Consider the following 19,180-nt stretch of genomic DNA (forward strand, 5'->3'; position numbering starts at 1 on the left):
TTGATTTTGACGTATTTATTTTAATTTACCTCACAAAGTTTTTTTATGATATCTAAATAAGGAAGGCGCGGAATTTGCTCAGACGGAATTTCGTAGCCAAACTTTTGAATAAACGGAAGTGGAATTGATTTCAAGCCGTGCTTCTCATAGTAAAATTCTATCAGATTTGCTGAAGGAAGTAAATATGTTTTACCAAGTGTAGCAAAATGAAGCAAAACAAAGGCAATTCCGCCCTGTTTTAGAACACGTTCCATGTGAACGATTTGATGCTCATGGAAATTCTTCAGCGGAAAAACAGTTTTCTGCTGGGTTTCTTTGGCTTCAAAGTCAATATATTTCCCCTGCCAAACGCCTGAATAGTCTGTCGTTGACGCCTGTTTGAAGTAAGCTTCTGTGATTTTAGCGCGACTTCGTTTTGGATAATCCACTTTAACAATCTGAATGGGCGTCGGCTTTTTGTGAATGACCGCAAGCCCGCGACTCAAATAATAATTATTGGTCTCGTTGATTTCAGCTTCAAAATTCATGCCTCGCTTACCGAATTCGACCTTATTTGAGGTCTTGTCAGCACTGACAGAAGGTCTTTTGATCAATTTCAGCCGATTTTCTAGCGAAACTGTTGGACTTTTATCCGGAATGGACGCTTTGACAGGCGCTGTTTTCACGCTTTTTCTGATAGGGCGTGAAATGCCATTTGGATATTTTATCATCTTGACCTCCTGTTCTCTTTTTTTTTCATTTAAGACTTGTAGTATAATGTTTATTATAGCATAGTTTAGCGGGGATATCACATAAATGGACGCACTTTTAATCACAGGATACAGTAGTTTTGACCTTGGCATTTTTGACGAAAAGGACTTAAAAATAACCGTCATAAAAAAGGCCATTCGCAAGCGCCTGATTGCCTATCTTGAAAATGGCTTAAAATGGCTTGTTTTCACAGGTTCAATGGACTTTGAATACTGGGCTTTACTCGAGGCAAAGGAACTGCAAAAAGAGTATCCCTTCAACATTTCGACGATTTTTGATTTTGAAACACATGGCAAAAAATGGAACGAAGCCAATCAACAAAAATTAGCAGCATTTAAGACCGTTGATTTTGTCAAATATGCCTATGAAGATTATCAAAATCCGTCTCAATTTCGTCAGTATAATGAATTTCTACTGGAAAATACCGAAGGCGCCTTTGTCTTTTATGACGAGGAAAATGAAACACGTTTGCATTATTTGGTAGATAAAATGCGTGCAACGGAAGATTATGAACTCGACCTTCTCAATTTTGAAGATTTGCAAGAAATATTTGAAGACATGAACGAATAAAAGAAAATTATTTTCATTTTTTTTCATTTGCACTTTTTTTGCTACAACAATTTTGATATAATAGAAAAAAGTATCTAAAACGTTGGCTCATTTTTTGAAGGACGTTTTAATCTATTTTCTTTCCAAAATCATTTGGAAAGCTATAAAAAAACAGAAGAGAGTAGGATCAAAAAAAGTGATTGATTTGTATTTGTCTCCTTCATGTACGAGTTGCCGAAAGGCACGTGCCTGGCTACAAAGTCATAAAGTTCCATATATAGAACACAATATCTTGACTCAACCATTGACACCGGATGATTTAAGAAAGATTTTGACCAAGACAGAAAACGGGACTGAAGATATTATTTCAACCCGTTCCAAAGTTTTTCAAAAATTGGCTGTTGATGTTGATAATTTAACCATCAATGAACTGATTGACCTCGTGTCAGAGTTCCCCAATTTGTTGCGTCGTCCTATCATTACTGACGAAAAACGCCTGCAGATTGGTTTCAATGAAGATGAAATCCGCGCCTTTTTGCCTCGGGATTATCGTCGTGCCGAAATGTCTAGTTCGATAAGGAAATAAGGATGAAAGAGAATTATTCATATCCGATAGATTTGACATGGAGTACTGCTGAGATGACAGTGGTGCTTTCATTTTTAAATCAGGTCGAAAAATATTATGAAGCAAAAATTGAATGTGCTGATTTTTTAGCACATTACACAGCATTTAAAGAAATTGTTCCTTCAAAAATGCAAGAAAAGCAAATTGGGCGTGAATTTGAACAAGCAAGTGGCTATTCTATTTATGAAGCAGTAAAGGAAGTCAAAGCAAGTGAAAAAAAATATGTCAGCCATCAAGCTTGAACGAGCTAAACAATGGGTTCAAGAAGCTGGAATTTTTTTAAGAGACAATCTTTCAAATCCAATGGAAATAACCGAAAAATCAAGACATGATGATTTGGTGACGAATTTTGATACTGCCGTGCAAGAGTTGATTGTAGGGTATATTTTGAGTGATTTTCCAGAAGATTTGATTTTGGCGGAAGAGGATAAGAAGAGTCTGACTTTTTCTGTTGACATTCCACATTTGTGGATTTTAGACCCTATTGATGGGACAACAAATTTCATTGTGCAAAAGGACAAGTTTGCGATTATGCTTGCCTATTATGAATATGGTATTGGAAAATTTGGCATCATTCTTGATGTCATGAAAAACAAACTTTATTGGTGTGATGAGAACGACGCTTATCGTGATAAGGTCAAGCTCACTCAAAAGAAATATCAGCTTAGTCAAAGTTTGATTGGGGTCAATGCCTACATGTATCGAACCAATACAGGTGGTCTCTTGACGCTGAGTCTCAATACACTTGGCGTTCGGTCATGCGGTTCGGCTGGCATTAGTTATACCGAGCTGATTGAAGGTAAAATGATGGGCTATTTTAGCAATTTGCAGGTTTGGGATTATGCTGCAGGGCAGTTAATCACAGATAAATTGGGCTTTGTTACAAAAGCATTAGATGGGCAAGCGCCTCGATTTGATGGGCGGCAAATGATTTATACAGTGCCTGCAGATTTGCTTGATGAAGTCCAAGAAAAAATGAAACAAGACAACTTCTAATTGACCGAAACATTTTTTATGTTATAATAAATAAGCTTTTAAGCAGGTCAAATGTTTGGGTATTATTTACATTTGAAAGCGAACCGAAGGGAAATATTGAAATGGATAAAATTATTGTAAAAGGTGGCAATACACGACTTCAAGGTGAAGTTGAGATTGAAGGTGCTAAAAATGCCGTTCTTCCTCTGCTTGCAGCAACATTGCTCCCAAGTGAAGGCGAAGTGGTCTTAAGCAATGTTCCCATCTTGAGCGATGTTTTTATGATGAATAACTTGGTTGAACATTTAGGTGTTGACTTAGCATTTGACCAAGAAAAGAAAACAATCCACGCTAAAGCAGGAAAAACAATCGAAATTAAAGCACCATACGAATATGTCAGTAAGATGCGCGCCTCAATTGTTGTGATGGGGCCAATTCTTGCAAGAAACGGACATGCACGTGTTTCAATGCCAGGTGGCTGCTCAATCGGCTCGCGTCCGATTGATTTGCATCTCCGAGGTTTCGAATTAATGGGTGCAACAATCACGCAAAATGCAGGCTATATTGAAGCAAAGGCAGACCATCTCAAAGGGGCTCAAATCTACATGGATTTCCCATCTGTAGGTGCGACACAAAACTTGATTATGGCAGCAACACTGGCTGACGGTACTACGACGCTTGAAAATGCAGCGCGTGAACCTGAAATTGTTGATTTGGCAAACCTCTTAAACAAAATGGGGGCTAATGTTAAAGGTGCAGGAACAGATACCATCATTATTAAGGGTGTCAAGTCAATGCACGGTGCAAAACACGCGGTTGTTCAAGACCGAATTGAAGCAGGAACGTTTATGGTCGCTGCAGCGATGACACACGGAAATGTCTTGATTAAAGACGCCATCTCAGAACACAATCGTCCTTTAATTTCTAAATTGACTGAAATGGGCGTTAAATTTACAGAAGAAGCAAACGGAATTCGTGTGGTTGGGCCGGAACGCTTAAAAGCGACAACGGTTAAAACTTTGCCACACCCAGGTTTTCCGACAGATATGCAATCACAAATGACTGCTGCTCAAGCAGTTGCTGAAGGCGAATCAACCATGATTGAAACGGTCTTTGAAAATCGTTTCCAACATCTTGAAGAAATGCGCCGAATGGGCTTGAATGTAGAAATCACACGCAATACAGCATTGATTGAGGGAACAAAACAACTTCAAGGCGCAGCCGTTAAATCAACGGATTTACGTGCGTCAGCAGCTTTGATTTTACTTGGACTGGTTGCTCAAGGGCAAACAGAAGTGTTTAAACTCAATCATTTGGATCGTGGCTATTATAAATTCCACGAAAAATTGAAAGCTTTGGGGGCAAATATTGAACGTGTCAAAGCTGACGAAAACGAGGAAGACTAATGTTTAAAAAGACCATAAAATTTTTAGGAGTGAGAATATCTTTGTTGCTGCTCGTCTTGATTTTGTTGGTTGCAGCAGTTATCTTTGGCTTAATGCTCGGCTACGGCGTGCTTGGTGGCGGAAATGCCATACGTATTTTTGATCAATCCTTATGGCAAGACGTTATGACAAAATTAAATCCAAAAAAATAAAAGGCCTAGCCTTTTATTTTTTTTTGATTTGTTTTGCTGTTGTTAAAAAGTGTAAAAAGTTAGCCACGATAAACAAAGCACCCGTGATGAAAATTGCTCGGTAACCCCAAGTATTAGCAACATAAGCCCCAATCAGTGGGCCAAAGACACCGCCGAGAGACATGAAGGATTGATTGTAAGCAAAAATGCGACTGGTCATTTCACTTGGCGATGATTTTGTCATCAACGAATTGATCTGAGGTAACATAGCGGCATCGGAAATCCCAATCATAAAGCGAAGGAGCATGAGTACAAAAATGCTACTGACAAATGCTGTCGGAATTTGAACAATGAAGGCCAGTATAAATCCGCCAATCAAAACGTATTGAGGGCCGATTTTATCTCCGATTTTTCCAAAACGTGGTGCGGCGATAATGGTTGAAATTCCTGGCAGGGCAGCGATTATTCCGACGAGCAAGGTTGTGTTCCATGAGGTATGATTGATTTCACGAACAAAGAGTGCCATGATTGGATTGATGGAAGTATTGACGATTTGGATAACCATCGTTGTGATGAACATGCCAATCAAAAGATTTTTATTGGGTAAATCTTTAAAAGAATGGCTGGCAACTTGTTTGTCATTGCTGACAAGTTCGGTTGGTTTGTGATTTTCTGTCACTGCAAAGATGACTAAAATCGTAACGACGAAAAGAAAGAAACCAGTGATGAGAAAAGTGCCACGGTAAGAAAACATGGAAGAAATAATGCCGCCGAGTAAAGGGCCAATCAACTGACCTGAAGTGGTACCAGTAACGATGATGCCCAGCGCCCTCCCGGCTTTAGCTTTCGGCGTTTGGGTAGCAATTAAAGCAGTGGCATTGGAGATGAAACCTCCAAACAAGCCTTGCAAGGCACGTAACACAATCAGTTGCCAAACGTTTGTCACGCAAGCCATCAAACTGATGACAATGGCCATGCCAAGCGCAGCACGAATGAGCATGGGTTTACGCCCATATTTGTCGGCTAATTTTCCCCAGTAAGGAGAAACGAGTGCTGTCATGATGAAACTAATGGCAAAAGTAACACTCGATAAGATATTTAATGTTGCCGTATCAAAATGTCCGAGTTGTTCGATATAAAGCGGTAAAAAAGGCATAAAAGCGGAGAAGCCCATGCCTGCCATAAATACGCCAAACCAAAGAACAACAAGATTTCGGTTGGCCTCAGCTTCAATGCTGAGGGCTGTATTTTTTTTAGTCATACCGACATTATAGTACTTCCAAAAACTATTGTCAATAGTTAAAAAGTTATGAACGATATTTTAAGCTGTCCTTAATCTTAGTATATTTTAATTAAAAGATAAAAATAATTCGAATTTCATAAGAAAGAACTGTCGTAAAGACTTGAAATATAAGGTTTTTTATGCTATTCTTGAAAGGTATGAAATTCTAGGGGGAAAAAGTGCCGAACTTGTTTATAAATAAGGAAAAGGTTTACTGACAAAGGCCCCTAAAATAAGGAGAATCTAAAAATGACTGCAAGTTTTGAAAAAACTGGTGTTAACAATGGTACACTTTCATTTTCAATCGACCAAGAAACAATCAAAAATGGTCTTGATAAAGCATTTAATAAAGTAAAAGGGAACATCGCTGTTCCAGGTTTCCGTAAAGGTAAAATCTCTCGTCAAATGTTTAACCGTATGTACGGTGAAGAAGCTTTGTACGAAGAAGCTTTGAACGCTGTACTTCCTGAAGCTTACGATGCTGCTGTTAAAGTTGCAGCTATCGAACCAGTTGCACAACCAAAAATCGATGTTAAAAAGATGGAAAAAGGTTCTGACTGGGAATTGACTGCTGAAGTTGTTGTTAAACCTGAAGTTAAACTTGGCGACTACAAAGGTCTTGAAGTTTCAGTAGAACTTTCTAAAGAAGTAACTGATGCTGATGTTGAAGCACGTTTGGCTGCGAGCCAAAATAACCTTGCTGAACTTGTTGTTAAAGAAGACGTTGCTGCAAACGGCGATACAGTTGTTATCGACTTTGCTGGTTCAGTTGACGGCGTTGAATTCGAAGGCGGAAAAGCTTCTAACCACAGTCTTGAACTTGGTAGCGGTCAATTCATTCCTGGCTTCGAAGAACAATTGGTTGGCACTAAAGCTGGTGACGAAGTAGAAGTTAAAGTAACTTTCCCTGAAGATTACCAAGCAGCTGATTTGGCTGGTAAAGATGCTATCTTTGCAACAACAGTTCATGAAGTTAAGACTAAAGAAGTTCCTGAGCTTGACGACGAATTGGCAAAAGACATCGACGAAGAAGTTGAAACTTTGGACGAATTGAAAGAAAAATTCCGCAAAGAATTGACTGAACAAAAAGCTGAAGCTTTTGATGACGCTGTAGAAACTGCTGCTATTGATGCTGCTGTAGCTGCTGCTGAAATCGTTGAAATCCCAGAAGAAATGATTCACGAAGAAGTTCATCGCGCGATGAACGAATTCCTTGGTGGAATGCAACAACAAGGTATTTCTCCAGAAATGTACTTCCAAATCACTGGACAAACTGAAGATGACCTTCACAAACAATACGAAGCAGACGCTGACAAACGCGTTCGCACAAACTTGGTTGTTGAAGCTATCGCTGCTGCTGAAGACTTCGCTACATCTGATGAAGAAGTTGAAGCTGAAATCGCTGACCTTGCAGCTCAATACAACATGCCAGTTGAACAAGTGAAGAGCTTGTTGCCAGTTGATATGTTGAAACACGATATCGCTGTTAAGAAAGCTGTTGATTTGATCACTTCATCAGCAGTTGTAAAATAATTTTGAAATAAAATGAATGGTCAGTGCTGACAAAGCCTGATCATTTTTTTATTTTATTGATAAGTCTTGGATTAAATCGCCTAACTCTTAAAATCAAATAGTTGATGACATTGTAATTAAACTTTGTGAAAAAAACGTCAAAAAGTCCTAAAATGAGTTGAGAATTGATGAAAAATGCGGTATAATAAGTCTGTAAGGTTGTGATTTAATTAACTTTTCAAAATTTTTAATTTAAGATTTTTACTGAAAGTATAGATTAGATTGATTGGGTTTGTTGGCGCAAATCCGATGGATTGGAGACTGAAATGGTTGAAGATTATAAGCAAGTGACTGGAATGATTCATTCGACAGAAACTTTTGGAACTGTAGATGGCCCTGGGGTACGTTTTGTTGTGTTCGTCCAAGGCTGTCGTATGCGTTGTAAATATTGCCACAATCCCGATACTTGGGCGATTAAAAGCGATAAAGCAACAGAACGCACGGTGGAAGATGTCATGGAAGAAGCACGTCGTTTCCAAGGTTTTTGGGGCGAAAATGGTGGGATTACGGTCTCAGGTGGTGAAGCCATGTTGCAGATTGATTTTGTCACAGCACTGTTTACTTATGCTCATGAGCTCGGCATTCACACGACGCTGGATACAGCTGGCCAACCCTATAAGACCAACGCTTATGTAACGGAACGCATTGATGACTTACTTGCAGTGACTGATTTGGTCTTGCTCGACTTGAAAGAAATCAATCCCGAACGTCATAAAGAATTGACAGCCAATAAAGTGGACAATATCTTAGAATTTGCTCAATATCTTTCAGATTCTGGGAAAGCCATGTGGATTCGTCACGTCTTGGTTCCTGGCGAATCAGACTTTGATGAAGATTTGGTAGAACTTGGCAAATTTGTCAAAACCTTAAACAATGTCTTGAAATTCGAAATCTTGCCTTATCATACAATGGGCGAATTTAAATGGCGTGAATTGGGCTGGAAATATCAACTTGAAGGCGTACAGCCGCCTACAAAAGACCGCGTTCATAATGCCAAAGAAATCATGAATACCGAAAGTTACCAAGATTATTTAGAACGAATAAAATAAAAACTGTCAGTACTGACAGTTTTTTTCTCAAATCTGGGAAAAAAATGAAAATCCTAAAATCTGGGTTTATAATGAATGTATCAAAATAAAGTGAGGCTTTAAGATGATTGCAAAATTTAAAAACCAAGTTGTCGAGGTTTGGGAAGTTTCAAAAACAGGAGCGCGTCCTGACTGGGTGGTCGAGGCTTTTAAAAGAGAACATTTTCTTTGGCATGACAATCGTTTACGGATTCGCATGGCTTTTGTTCAGCCACACGCAAGCTCAAATCTTTTGTCAGGTCTGACTGGCGGTGCTGGAGGCTATGTCGCTGGTTTTGGCGAAGTTGTCATGGCTGACGATGGAGATTTTATTGACCGGACAAACGGAAAAATCGTTAGCCCAAAAGCATTTGCCAAGAAATACAGCCCTATCGATGAATAAAAAGCTTGTCAGAACTGACAAAAAACTCACTGGTGTGAGTTTTTTAATTTTATCTGATGATGACTGGAACACCCGTGCGTAGATTAGAATAAATCCATTGGGCATCTGGGATAGAGAGACGGATACAGCCGTGGGACATACCAGACCTACCAAGTTGCTGAGCTTCAGCCACATTGACGCTACCGTTCGGATTGAGTGTAACCGAGTGGAAGAGGTAAATGCCATGCCCTTTCCAAGATGTATATGTTTTGGCGATATTAAAGCCGTATTCATGTAAGTAAGGGGCTCTTTCTGCTTGAACAGCAAAATTACCAGAAGGGGTAACGCCTAAACTTGCTTTAGCAGTCGAGGTGTACATGATAAAGAGAACTTGGTTGTTAGATTTAACGTAAAGTCTTTGTTCTGATTTATTAACATAAATGGAAATGTTTGAATAATTTCTCAAGTTAGGATATGCCTTTTGACTTGATGGCAAATTCCAGTAAGCACCTGTCATTGGCGTCATCTTAATCAGACTGCCTGGACTCAAATGGAAGGTGCTTCCGTTGATTTTTTTATAGCCAGAATTTGATTTTCCTGACAGGTAAGCATTGGCTGTGCTACCAGATTGGGCTGTTCCCTTAGGAACCAGTTTGATTTTAAATCCTTCTGCCCGCAAGCTGAGTGAACTAGTTCCAGAGTTTGCTCCATTTTTAGCCCAACCTAGCCAACCTAGACTTTGTACATGTGTCGTGTATTGAATATCAAAATATTTTGCCAGATCGCCAGTTAACTTGACATTCAAGGTCTCAAGGCGAAGGGCACGTCTTGAAGTACCTGCAACGGCACCATTTGAAACAGCGGACTGCCAACCGATATTTTGAACTTGCGTTTGATAAACGACACTTCCAGATAAGCCTTGAGGCTGATTTGGGATGGAGATTTTCAATGCTTCGACACGAAGTGAACGCCCGGAAGTACCTGCAAGCGCCCCGTCTTTTACGGGAGCTTGCCAACCAATATTTTGCACATGGGCTTGGTATTGCAGGGTTGGTTTATATAAATAAGCAAATTTATTGCCACTAGCTGTAGGAGCAGCTGCTCCTTTTTTGACCAGTTGAATTTGAATGGCTTCAATCCGATAAGCCATTCCAGAAGAACCAGCAATAGCGCCATCTTTTGCATAAGCTGTCCACCCTGCATTTTGGATATGGACACGATAATAAACAGAATATTGGCTTGCCAGTTGGCCAGTCAGACGAATTTTGACCGCTTCAGTTCGAAGTGCCTGGTTTGGAGCTCCAGATACAGCTCCGTCTGCCCGTTCAGCTTGCCAGCCTGAATTTTGCAAGTAGCTTTGATAAGCAATGCCGCCGGTAATCTCATCGGGTAAATTTGTCAGACTGATTTTCAAGGCTTGGAGCCTTAAGCTTTGTCCACTTGTTCCCATTGAAGTCCCGTCAGTGACTGGACTTAACCAGCCCTTGTTTTGAACTTGGGCAGTGTATTCTACCTGAGGAACTTTCTGCTCTGTCGTACTGTTTTGATTTTGTCCCGCGTCGGATGGGGGAGTTGATGTATTTGTTGCTGAACTTGTCGAAGTGAGAGAAGAACTTGAACTACTTGCGCTAGATGGTTCAGAAGATGAGCTACTTGAAGCACTCGTTGAACTAGAAGTACTCGCTGAGCTTGAAGAAGCTGGTGTTGTATCTGGAAGTGAGCTTGAAGATGCACTTGTCAGTTCTGACGAAGAAGTGGTTAAGTCATCTGCCAAGCTGACCGTGCTTAAAATTGGACTGACCAGCAGACAAGAAAGCCCCAATAAGATGAACTTTTTTCTTTTCATAATTAAAAACTCCTTATTATATATCCTACAGTTATTTTGTCATAAAAAAAGAAATATTGCAATGCTTTCGTTATAATTCTTGAAAATTTAATGCTTATCCAAATACAAATAACACAGCAAGCCAGCAATCACGAAAAAATAAACCAGATGAGTCTGAAATCTGGCAAAATATGATTTAAAAAAAGAACCAAGGACATTAAAATAGCACTCATCAGTCCTCCAATGAACATCTTGTATTTTTTTTCCATGTTGTCTCGCTTTGTGTAATAATTATACTACAAAATGAAAGTCCTGTCAAAATTTATTAGGAATGAAAGTATGAAATGTTCTTCCTTTTTTGATATAATAAAAATGAATATAATTTAAAAAGAGGTATTAAACATGTCAGACAAAATTTTAGTCTTTGGTCATCAAAAACCAGACACTGACGCTATCGGTTCATCAATGTCATTTAGCTACTTGTCAAACCACCGTAAACACGTTGCATTGAACACAGAAGTTGTTGCACTTGGCCCTGCCAACGAAGAAACTCAATTTGCACTTGACACATTTGGTCTTGAATTGCCACGTATCGTAACATCTGCAAAAGAAGAAGGCGTGGACACTGTTATCTTGACAGACCACAACGAATTCCAACAATCAATTTCAGATATTGAAGATGTAACAATCATGGGTGTTGTTGACCACCACCGTATTGCTAACTTCCACACAGCAAGCCCATTGTTCATGACAGTTGAACCTGTTGGTTCTGCATCATCAATCGTTTATCGTAAATTCCTTGAAGAAGGCGTTGAAATTCCTAAAGCACTTGCAGGAATGATGTTGTCAGGTTTGATTTCTGATACATTGCTTTTGAAATCACCAACTACTCATCCAACTGACTTTAAAGTGGCTGAAGAATTGGCTAAAATCGCTGGTGTTAATCTTGAAGAATACGGTCTTGCGATGCTTAAAGCAGGAACAAACTTGGCTTCTAAAACAGCTGAACAATTGATTGATATTGACGCTAAAACATTTGAACTTAATGGAAAACAAGTCCGTGTTGCCCAAGTCAATACTGTTGATATTCCTGAAGTTTTGGCTCGCCTTGACGAAGTTAAAGCTGCAATCACGAGCTACATGACAGCTGGTGGCTTTGATGACTTTGTTTTGATGATTACAGATATCGTTAACTCAAACTCAGAAATCTTGGCACTTGGTTCGGACATGGATAAAGTTGAAGCTGCTTTTAACTTTAAACTTGACAATGACCACGCCTTCCTTGCGGGTGCTGTTTCACGTAAGAAACAAGTAGTACCACAATTGACAGACGCTTTTAACGCCTAAGCATTTCTGAAGAACCCTTGAGTTCTGAGAGGAAGCATGAAAATTACAATATATAATGAAAATCGACTGACCCGTCAGCCGTTTTTCAAATCTTTGATTGCTTATTTAGCTCAGACTGACGATGTCAATTTGCGTCAGTTGCATCACGTTTTTAAGGCTGAAGACAAGTTAGACCGTAAGTTAGACGCTTATATTGCTGCTGGTTTGATTGAACGTCAAAATCGGCGCTATCGCAACAGCTTCAAAATTTTCACTGATGAAGATTTTGAGTTGTCAAATTTTGAAAAGACTAGTACTCCTCAAATCAATACTTACGACCGTCCGTTTTTTGTTGAAAGCGGAAGTCAGATTGAGACACTGCTCAATCAGTCTCTCATTTTTCAGATTTTAGAAAATGATATCAATCAAATCAAGCTGCATTTTACGACTCGTTTTGATTTTAAAGAAAACCCAACAGACGACACCGTTCCCGCGACTTTGGCTAATTATTTTATTAAAGTTGCTGAAAATCTGCCGTTGACTGCTTTTGAAGAAGGCATTTATCATATCATGGGCGATACTGATCCCAATTATGCTCTAAAATACATGACCAGCTTTTTATTGAAATTTTCAAAAAAAGACAGGGTTAAAAGTAAGCCAGATATTTTTGTCAAGGTTCTTGAAAAATATGGCTTGATTGAAGCAATCAATGAGAAAGAGTATGCCTGTCTAATTGACTTTGAAGGCGAGTCGCCTGCTCTTGTTCAGTTTGAACAGGCAGATGATTTTATTGTGGCACAGTTGAAGCAAAGTAAAAGATTAGCGTCATGGATTGAAATTGGCTGAGCTAAAAAATTTTTTATAGTGAAAAGGAAACCAAATGAAATACGAAAAATTGTTACCACGTTTTATTGACTATGTTAAAGTAAACACACGTTCTGATGAAAACTCAACGACCGTTCCTTCTGTTCCATCACTCGTTGAATTTGCACACAAAATGGGCGAAGAAATGAAAGCCATTGGTGTCAAAGATGTTCATTATCTTGAAAGCAATGGTTATGTTGTTGGGACAATTCCTGCAACGACAACTAAAAATGTCCGTAAAATCGGTTTGATTGCACACATGGACACGGCTGATTTTAATGCTGTTGGAATTAACCCTCAAATTCTCGAAAATTATGATGGAAAATCCATCATCGAACTTGGAACTTCTGGTTTCACGCTTGATCCAGCTGAATTTCCAAATCTTAAAAATTATGCTGGGCAAACATTGATCCACACTGATGGAACAACTTTGCTTGGTTCTGATGATAAGTCAGGTGTAGCAGAAATCATGACTTTGGCGGATTATCTTTTGAACATTGAACCTGATTTTGAACATGGTGAAATCCGTATCGGATTTGGCCCTGATGAAGAAATCGGAACAGGTGCTGACTTGTTTGATGTCGCTGATTTTAATGTTGATTTTGCCTATACGGTCGATGGTGGCCCACTTGGCGAACTTGAGTATGAAACATTCTCAGCAGCGGGTGCGGTGATTGATTTCCAAGGTAAAAATGTCCACCCTGGAACAGCCAAAGACATTATGGTCAATGCCCTCCAAGTTGCAATGGATTATCATGCCCAATTGCCTGAGTTTGACCGTCCTGAAAAAACAGAAGGGCGTGAAGGTTTCTTCCATCTTTCTAAACTTGAAGGAACAGTTGAAGAAGCGCGTGCTCAATACATTATTCGTGACCATTCGGAAGAAAAATTTGAAGCACGTAAGGCTTTGATGGCTGAAATTGCTGATCAAATGAATGCTGAATTTGGTGTTGACCGTGTCAATGTTGTCATTAAAGACCAATATTACAACATGGCTCAAATCATTGAAAAAGACATGTCTATTATTGACATTGCACGAGAAGCAATGGAAAATCTTGGCATTGAACCAAAAATCGAACCCGTACGTGGTGGAACAGACGGTTCTAAGATTTCATTCATGGGACTTCCAACACCAAACCTTTTTGCAGGTGGCGAAAACATGCACGGTCGTTACGAATTTGTTAGTTTGCAAGCCATGGAAAAAGCAGTAGATGTTTTGCTTGAAATCATGAAATTAAACAACAAAGTTGAAAAATAAGTTTATACTAGTTCATCTTTAAAAATACTGAAAGTATTTTTATTAGATGAACTGCACATATACTGCCTTGCGCAAGCCTTTTGCTCTTGTTGCTTTAGCAACTAAGCAAACGGACAAATGTTTTAAGCCTTTTGCTCTTGTTGCTTTAGCAACTAAGCAAACGGACAAATGTTTTAAGCGTAAAACGCAAACTTTGCGACTGCGACTAACGAACTTGTTCGTGTAGCGAGCATCGACAGCGAAGCAACTTTTAACGTATTTTTAAAAGTTAAACAGTATTAAAACATGAATAAAATAAAAAAGCTGATTTATTCAGCTTTTTTGTATGCAATCAATTTGTCAAGAAAGGTGTGACCGTATTTTTTGAGTTTGACAGGACCGACACCTGAAACATCAAGCATTTGTTCTTGAGTCTGAGGCAGTCGGCTTGCCATGTCTTTGAGACTGGCGTCTGAAAAAATCATGAATGGTGGTACGCCCTCTGATTTGGCAATGTCAAGGCGGAGCGCTCTAAGTTCTTCAAAGAGACTTTCAGAGAAGTTGTCAGCACTGACAGGCCTTTTGTCAGCGATAAGTGTAGCCTTACGATAGACTTTTTCTTGTCCCCGCAATACTTTTGCTCCTTTTGGAGATACACTCAGCAATGGAAATTTACCTACACTGACGGAAAGATAATTTTCTGCGGTCAGAAAATCAATTAATTCGCTGACGGCTTTTTGAGAAATACCTTTCATAATGCCAAAAGTAGAGAGTTTTTCAAAATTCCAATGTTCAAGTGCCTTATTTTTTGAGCCAACCAGAACCTGAGTGACTGCGGTTTTGCCAAAACGTTCTTGCATTCGTATCACGCAGGAAAGGACTTTTTGTGTCTCAATCGTGATGTCAACTCTCTCTCGCTGGTCAGTGCAATTTTGACATTTGCCACAATCATCGCCGTCATCCCCGAAATACTGTAAAATATAACGTTGCAAACAGCCTTCAGAATTCGCATAGCCTTGCATTTGGCGGAGCTTTTCATAGTCGTTTTCCTTGTGACTTTCATCGGCTTCCGATTGTTCAATAAAATAATTTCGGAGGCGGACGTCATTTGCCGAATAAAACAAAATGGCATCGGATGGCAAGCCATCCCGACCTGCACGGCCGGCTTCTTGATAATAAGCTTCAATAGTTGACGGAATTCCATAATGAATGACAAAACGAACATTACTTTTGTTAATACCCATGCCAAAAGCGTTAGTAGCAACCATGATTGGCTTTTCGTCATAGAGAAAGGCATCTTGATTGGCCTGGCGGACTTTTTCGGAAAGTCCAGCATGGTACATGGTCGCTTGGAAATGTGCTTTATTTAATGCCTCACAAATGCTCTCGACATCTTTTCGCGTTGAGGCATAAATAATGCCAGATTGGTCGGTATGTTTTTTGAGGTAATTTCGCAGATATGTCCGTTTATCTGAACCCTTAACGACTTCAAAGCGAAGATTTTCACGTAAAAAGCCAGTTTGGACAGTGTTGTCAGCGCTGATGGACAGAAGTTGCTGAATGTCACGACTGACAAGTGGCGTTGCGGTAGCTGTCAGTGCCAAAAGCGTTGGCTGCGTCGGCAAATCGCGTAAATGATGGGCAAATTCGACATAAGATGGTCTAAAATCATGCCCCCATTGACTGATACAATGGGCTTCGTCAATGGCAACCAGTTCAATGGGGAGTTGCTTGAGAAAAATGTTGAAACTGGTCATTTCAAAGCGTTCAGGAGCAACGAATAAGATTTTGACGTGGCCTTGTTCGACTTGCATCATGCGATTTTGAGTCTCAAATTCATCAAGGGTTGAATTGATAAAAGTAGCTGGAATACCTGCTACATTGAGTTGGTCAACCTGGTCTTTCATCAGACTAATCAAGGGCGAAATGACCAAAGTTACCCCATCCAGTAAAAGAGCTGGTAGTTGATAACAAATCGACTTTCCTGCACCAGTCGGCAGAATGCCTAAACTGTCAACTCCTGCTAAAATTTGTTCAATAATTTGTTTTTGGCCCGCCCGAAAGGAGTCGTAACCAAAATTTTCTTTTAACGCTTTTTCTAAGTTCATCACTCCTATTATACGTGAAAGAAATGAAAAAAGAAATCATTCTTAATTTTTGAATTAAAAATCAGATAAAACTTGAAAAAATAAAAATGAAAGCGTATAATAAAATTAAATAAGTTAGTGAAATCACAAACTAATTACTGAATTTTTGTCATTAAACAGTCAACAAAATAAAGATAATATAAGGAGATTTTCAAAATGAAAGCAGCAGTAGTAAGACAAAACCCAGACGGCTATGCCGATATCGTTGAAAAAGAACTTCGTCCCATCAAAGCAAATGAAGCCAAACTCAAAATGGAATATTGTGGTGTCTGCCACACAGACCTTCACGTTGCAGCGGGGGATTATGGCAATATGGCTGGAACAGTCCTCGGTCACGAAGGAATTGGGATTGTGACCGAAATTGGTAGCGATGTGAAGTCACTCAAAATCGGGGATCGTGTTTCTGTCGCTTGGTTCTTTGAAGGTTGTGGACACTGTGAATATTGCGTTTCAGGTAACGAAACATTTTGTCGTGAAGTTAAGAATGCTGGTTATAGCGTCGATGGCGGAATGGCTGAAGAAGCAATTGTCACAGCTGATTATGCCGTGAAAGTTCCAGAAGGACTTGACCCAGTTAAAGCCTCATCAATCACTTGTGCTGGTGTAACAACTTACAAGGCCATCAAAGTTTCAGGCATTAAGCCAGGTCAACCAATCGTCATTTTCGGTGCAGGTGGACTTGGAAACTTGGCCATTCAATATGCCAAAAATGTCTTTAATGCAAAAGTCATTGTTGTTGATATTAACCAACCAAAACTAGATTTGGCTAAGAAAATCGGTGCCGATGTGATTATCAATTCGGCAGAAGTTGATCCGATCAAAGCCATCAAAGAAAATACACCTGGCGGACTTGGTGCAAACGCTTCTGTAGTTTGCGCAGTTGCGCGTGTTGCCTTTGAACAAGCCGTTCATTGCCTTCGTCCAATGGGGAAAATGGTTGCCGTTGCCCTTCCTAATTCAGACATGTCATTGTCAATTCCAACAACGGTATTTGACGGTGTTGAAGTTGCGGGTTCTCTTGTCGGAACACGTCTTGATCTTGAAGAAGCATTTGAATTTGGCCGTCAAGGATTGGTTACACCAATCGTTGCCACACGCCCACTTTCTGATGTCAATGCCATCATTGACGAAATGAAAGCAGGAAAAATAGAAGGACGTATGGTCATTGATTTTACAAAATAAAATCTGAAAATATTGAAAAGGAGTATCTTTATATGGAGTCATTAATCAATTATACCAGCGAAGAATTTCACCGTTTGTCAGAGTTTAAGCAAGAAGAAATCACAAATAATTTCAAACGTGCCATTTTGTACAAGATGAAAGAAAAAAACTTGGATATTGATACTGTTGGAACCAAAGCAGGTTATACTGGTCGTCAACTCAGCACCTTGCTTCATTCTGATACCGTCAATTATGAAACGCATGCGGAGTTGCAACGGATTTTAGCTGTTGTCAATGCCTTTCCTGATTGATAATGTTGAAAAAATAAGATGAAAAAAACGACTGTCAAAGTCGTTTTTTGATTTACAAATATTTTTCAGCCGCCGCCGTATCTCCAAGATAAGGTTCGCGTTTTCCCATATAAAGTTGGAATTTATCCGTTCCTTTTCCTGCGATGATGACTGCGTCATCTGCCGTGTGGCTTCTTGAAATGGCTTCTTTTATGGCAAGTTCACGGTCTTTGACGAAATCAACTTTTCTGCTCACATGACTGGCAATTTCGTCAGCGATGACAGCAGGGTCTTCACGGTTGGAGTCGTCGGTTGTCAAAACAACATCAAGGCGAGGGTGTGCTTCAATCACGTCCCCAAAGTCTTTACGACGGCTTTCGCCTTTATTTCCAGTAGAACCAAGGACTAGAATCAATTTTCCTGTGTGATGTTCTTCAACCACTTGAACCAAATTTTTCAATGAGACACCATTGTGTGCATAGTCCACATAAATGTGGGCGCCGTTGTTTGCTGTGAGTAATTCCATGCGTCCAGGAACGACAGCTTTTTTGAGGCCTTCACGAATTTGGTCAAGGCTTGCTCCCAGGTGTGATGTCATCAATGCAGTGGCCAAGGCGTTTTCTTGATTGAAACGTCCTAAGAGGCGAATGTCAAAATGTCCAGCGATTTTACCACTTGTGACAAAATCAAATTGACCGCTGTCAGTAATGATATTTTCTGACCCTTGTCCGTAAAAATCCGCAGGCACATTAAAGGCTTGCAATTTTTGTTCGACCAAATTGAAATGACTCATTTCATGATTGGCAACAAAATAACGTGCATGTTCAATCAGCATACTTTTACAGTAAAAGTAGTCTTCCATGGTTGGATGTTCATTGGCACCAATATGGTCTGGGAAGAAGTTGGTAAAACCAGCGACGTCAAAGTCTAAGCCGTAAACACGTTCGGTTTTGTATGCTTGGCTCGATACTTCCATGACCAAATGGGTCATGCCATTGGCAACTGCTTGGCTCATCATATCAATCAAATCAAGACTTTCTGGTGTTGTCAGTTCTGACTTGAAATAATGTTTGCCGTCCAATGTGGTTTGGGCAGTAGATAAGAGCGCCGTTTTCCCACCATTCATCTCATCCAAGATGGATTTGGCAAAATAAGCTGATGTTGTTTTTCCTTTGGTTCCAGTGATGGCAAGGATTTTCAACTTGTCCTGAGGACGACCGTAAAAAGCTTGAGCAATTAAACTCATGGCCCGTTTGACATTGCTGACAATGATGGCAGGAATATCAACTTCATAGTCGGTTTCAGAAATATAAAAAGGAATGGTCAAATCTGCCAAATAATCTCTTTTAAAGTTAATTCCTTTGGCAAAAAATAAAGTCTGGTCGTCTGTTTTACGGCTGTCGTAGGACAGGCGATTAAAAAATGTGTCAGTGCTGACAGTGTAGTAGTAGTCATTTTCAAGAACAATTTCTCTAAAATTGTTATCTTGTTTCAAGATTTCAAGAATTTGTAGTAAACTTATCATATCTTTATTATAATATTTTCTTTGAAA

Annotated in this window: 19 protein-coding genes; 14 read left to right on the forward strand and 5 right to left on the reverse strand. The window is 39.6% G+C overall.

The window, feature by feature from the left end; genetic code table 11:
- Positions 1 to 20 precede the first annotated feature (20 nt).
- Positions 21 to 710, reverse strand: a complete 690-nt coding sequence (gene recU / locus GHI45_RS00595; RefSeq protein WP_147779219.1) for a Holliday junction resolvase RecU — start codon at positions 708 to 710, stop codon at positions 21 to 23.
- An 85-nt stretch (positions 711 to 795) separates the two neighbouring features.
- Here recU and GHI45_RS00600 point away from each other — a divergent pair, with 85 nt between their 5' ends.
- The 6 genes from GHI45_RS00600 (at position 796) to GHI45_RS00625 (ending at position 4,496) form a co-directional block, all read left to right on the forward strand.
- Positions 796 to 1,320 carry an SLOG family protein gene (locus GHI45_RS00600; protein WP_147779220.1) on the forward strand — a complete coding sequence of 175 codons (525 nt, stop codon included), beginning with the start codon at positions 796 to 798 and terminating at the stop codon, positions 1,318 to 1,320.
- A gap of 175 nt (positions 1,321 to 1,495) precedes the next feature.
- Complete coding sequence (spx, locus tag GHI45_RS00605; protein ID WP_147779221.1) at positions 1,496 to 1,885, forward strand: transcriptional regulator Spx; 390 nt, start codon at positions 1,496 to 1,498, stop codon at positions 1,883 to 1,885.
- A gap of 2 nt (positions 1,886 to 1,887) precedes the next feature.
- Positions 1,888 to 2,166: a UPF0223 family protein gene (locus tag GHI45_RS00610; RefSeq protein WP_147779222.1), complete on the forward strand. Its 279-nt coding sequence runs from the start codon at positions 1,888 to 1,890 to the stop codon at positions 2,164 to 2,166.
- Positions 2,147 to 2,920: an inositol monophosphatase family protein gene (locus GHI45_RS00615; RefSeq protein WP_147779451.1), complete on the forward strand. Its 774-nt coding sequence runs from the start codon at positions 2,147 to 2,149 to the stop codon at positions 2,918 to 2,920. The genes GHI45_RS00610 and GHI45_RS00615 overlap by 20 nt, the downstream gene beginning before the upstream one ends.
- A 101-nt stretch (positions 2,921 to 3,021) precedes the next feature.
- Positions 3,022 to 4,305 (forward strand): UDP-N-acetylglucosamine 1-carboxyvinyltransferase, encoded by a 1,284-nt coding sequence (gene murA, locus GHI45_RS00620; protein WP_147779223.1) that lies wholly within the window; start codon positions 3,022 to 3,024, stop codon positions 4,303 to 4,305.
- Positions 4,305 to 4,496 carry a DNA-directed RNA polymerase subunit beta gene (locus GHI45_RS00625; RefSeq protein WP_147779224.1) on the forward strand — a complete coding sequence of 64 codons (192 nt, stop codon included), beginning with the start codon at positions 4,305 to 4,307 and terminating at the stop codon, positions 4,494 to 4,496. The genes murA and GHI45_RS00625 overlap by 1 nt, the downstream gene beginning before the upstream one ends.
- 13 nt (positions 4,497 to 4,509) lie before the next feature.
- Here GHI45_RS00625 and GHI45_RS00630 read toward each other — a convergent pair whose 3' ends face one another.
- Entirely contained in the window at positions 4,510 to 5,736 is a 1,227-nt protein-coding gene (locus GHI45_RS00630) for an MFS transporter (RefSeq protein WP_147779225.1), read from the reverse strand.
- Between the two features lie 270 nt (positions 5,737 to 6,006).
- Here GHI45_RS00630 and tig point away from each other — a divergent pair, with 270 nt between their 5' ends.
- The 3 genes from tig to GHI45_RS00645 all read left to right on the forward strand — a co-directional run bounded on the left by tig (position 6,007) and on the right by GHI45_RS00645 (position 8,799).
- Positions 6,007 to 7,290 (forward strand): trigger factor, encoded by a 1,284-nt coding sequence (tig, locus tag GHI45_RS00635; RefSeq protein ID WP_147779226.1) that lies wholly within the window; start codon positions 6,007 to 6,009, stop codon positions 7,288 to 7,290.
- A gap of 305 nt (positions 7,291 to 7,595) precedes the next feature.
- Complete coding sequence (gene pflA / locus GHI45_RS00640; RefSeq protein ID WP_187230058.1) at positions 7,596 to 8,378, forward strand: pyruvate formate-lyase-activating protein; 783 nt, start codon at positions 7,596 to 7,598, stop codon at positions 8,376 to 8,378.
- A gap of 103 nt (positions 8,379 to 8,481) precedes the next feature.
- Positions 8,482 to 8,799 carry a role in replication gene (locus GHI45_RS00645; protein ID WP_147779228.1) on the forward strand — a complete coding sequence of 106 codons (318 nt, stop codon included), beginning with the start codon at positions 8,482 to 8,484 and terminating at the stop codon, positions 8,797 to 8,799.
- Positions 8,800 to 8,848: 49 nt separating this feature from the next.
- Here the strand turns inward: GHI45_RS00645 and GHI45_RS00650 are convergent, their stop codons facing one another.
- A complete protein-coding gene (locus tag GHI45_RS00650) occupies positions 8,849 to 10,624 on the reverse strand; it encodes a L,D-transpeptidase family protein (protein ID WP_147779229.1) in 1,776 nt (591 codons plus the stop codon).
- A gap of 381 nt (positions 10,625 to 11,005) precedes the next feature.
- Here GHI45_RS00650 and GHI45_RS00655 point away from each other — a divergent pair, with 381 nt between their 5' ends.
- From GHI45_RS00655 to pepT, 3 genes are read left to right on the forward strand one after another with little or no spacing between them, the layout of a single operon-like run.
- Positions 11,006 to 11,950 (forward strand): manganese-dependent inorganic pyrophosphatase, encoded by a 945-nt coding sequence (locus GHI45_RS00655; RefSeq protein ID WP_147779230.1) that lies wholly within the window; start codon positions 11,006 to 11,008, stop codon positions 11,948 to 11,950.
- A 36-nt stretch (positions 11,951 to 11,986) separates the two neighbouring features.
- Positions 11,987 to 12,775, forward strand: coding sequence for a DUF1803 domain-containing protein (locus GHI45_RS00660; RefSeq protein WP_147779231.1), 789 nt, complete (start codon positions 11,987 to 11,989; stop codon positions 12,773 to 12,775).
- 34 nt (positions 12,776 to 12,809) lie between these two features.
- Positions 12,810 to 14,051, forward strand: coding sequence for a peptidase T (gene pepT / locus GHI45_RS00665; protein ID WP_147779232.1), 1,242 nt, complete (start codon positions 12,810 to 12,812; stop codon positions 14,049 to 14,051).
- Between the two features lie 308 nt (positions 14,052 to 14,359).
- Here pepT and recQ read toward each other — a convergent pair whose 3' ends face one another.
- Complete coding sequence (recQ, locus tag GHI45_RS00670) at positions 14,360 to 16,138, reverse strand: DNA helicase RecQ (RefSeq protein WP_147779233.1); 1,779 nt, start codon at positions 16,136 to 16,138, stop codon at positions 14,360 to 14,362.
- A gap of 195 nt (positions 16,139 to 16,333) precedes the next feature.
- On the opposite strand from recQ, the gene adhP reads away from it, so the two are divergent.
- Together adhP and GHI45_RS00680 are read left to right on the forward strand one after the other, a co-directional pair.
- Entirely contained in the window at positions 16,334 to 17,359 is a 1,026-nt protein-coding gene (gene adhP, locus GHI45_RS00675) for an alcohol dehydrogenase AdhP (RefSeq protein ID WP_147779234.1), read from the forward strand.
- Between the two features lie 32 nt (positions 17,360 to 17,391).
- Positions 17,392 to 17,649, forward strand: coding sequence for a hypothetical protein (locus tag GHI45_RS00680; protein ID WP_147779235.1), 258 nt, complete (start codon positions 17,392 to 17,394; stop codon positions 17,647 to 17,649).
- A 52-nt stretch (positions 17,650 to 17,701) separates the two neighbouring features.
- Here the strand turns inward: GHI45_RS00680 and GHI45_RS00685 are convergent, their stop codons facing one another.
- Positions 17,702 to 19,153, reverse strand: a complete 1,452-nt coding sequence (locus GHI45_RS00685; protein ID WP_147779236.1) for a UDP-N-acetylmuramoyl-L-alanyl-D-glutamate--L-lysine ligase — start codon at positions 19,151 to 19,153, stop codon at positions 17,702 to 17,704.
- Positions 19,154 to 19,180 lie beyond the last annotated feature (27 nt).

This window comes from Lactococcus sp. dk101, from assembly GCF_009601055.1.
GTDB lineage: Bacteria > Bacillota > Bacilli > Lactobacillales > Streptococcaceae > Lactococcus.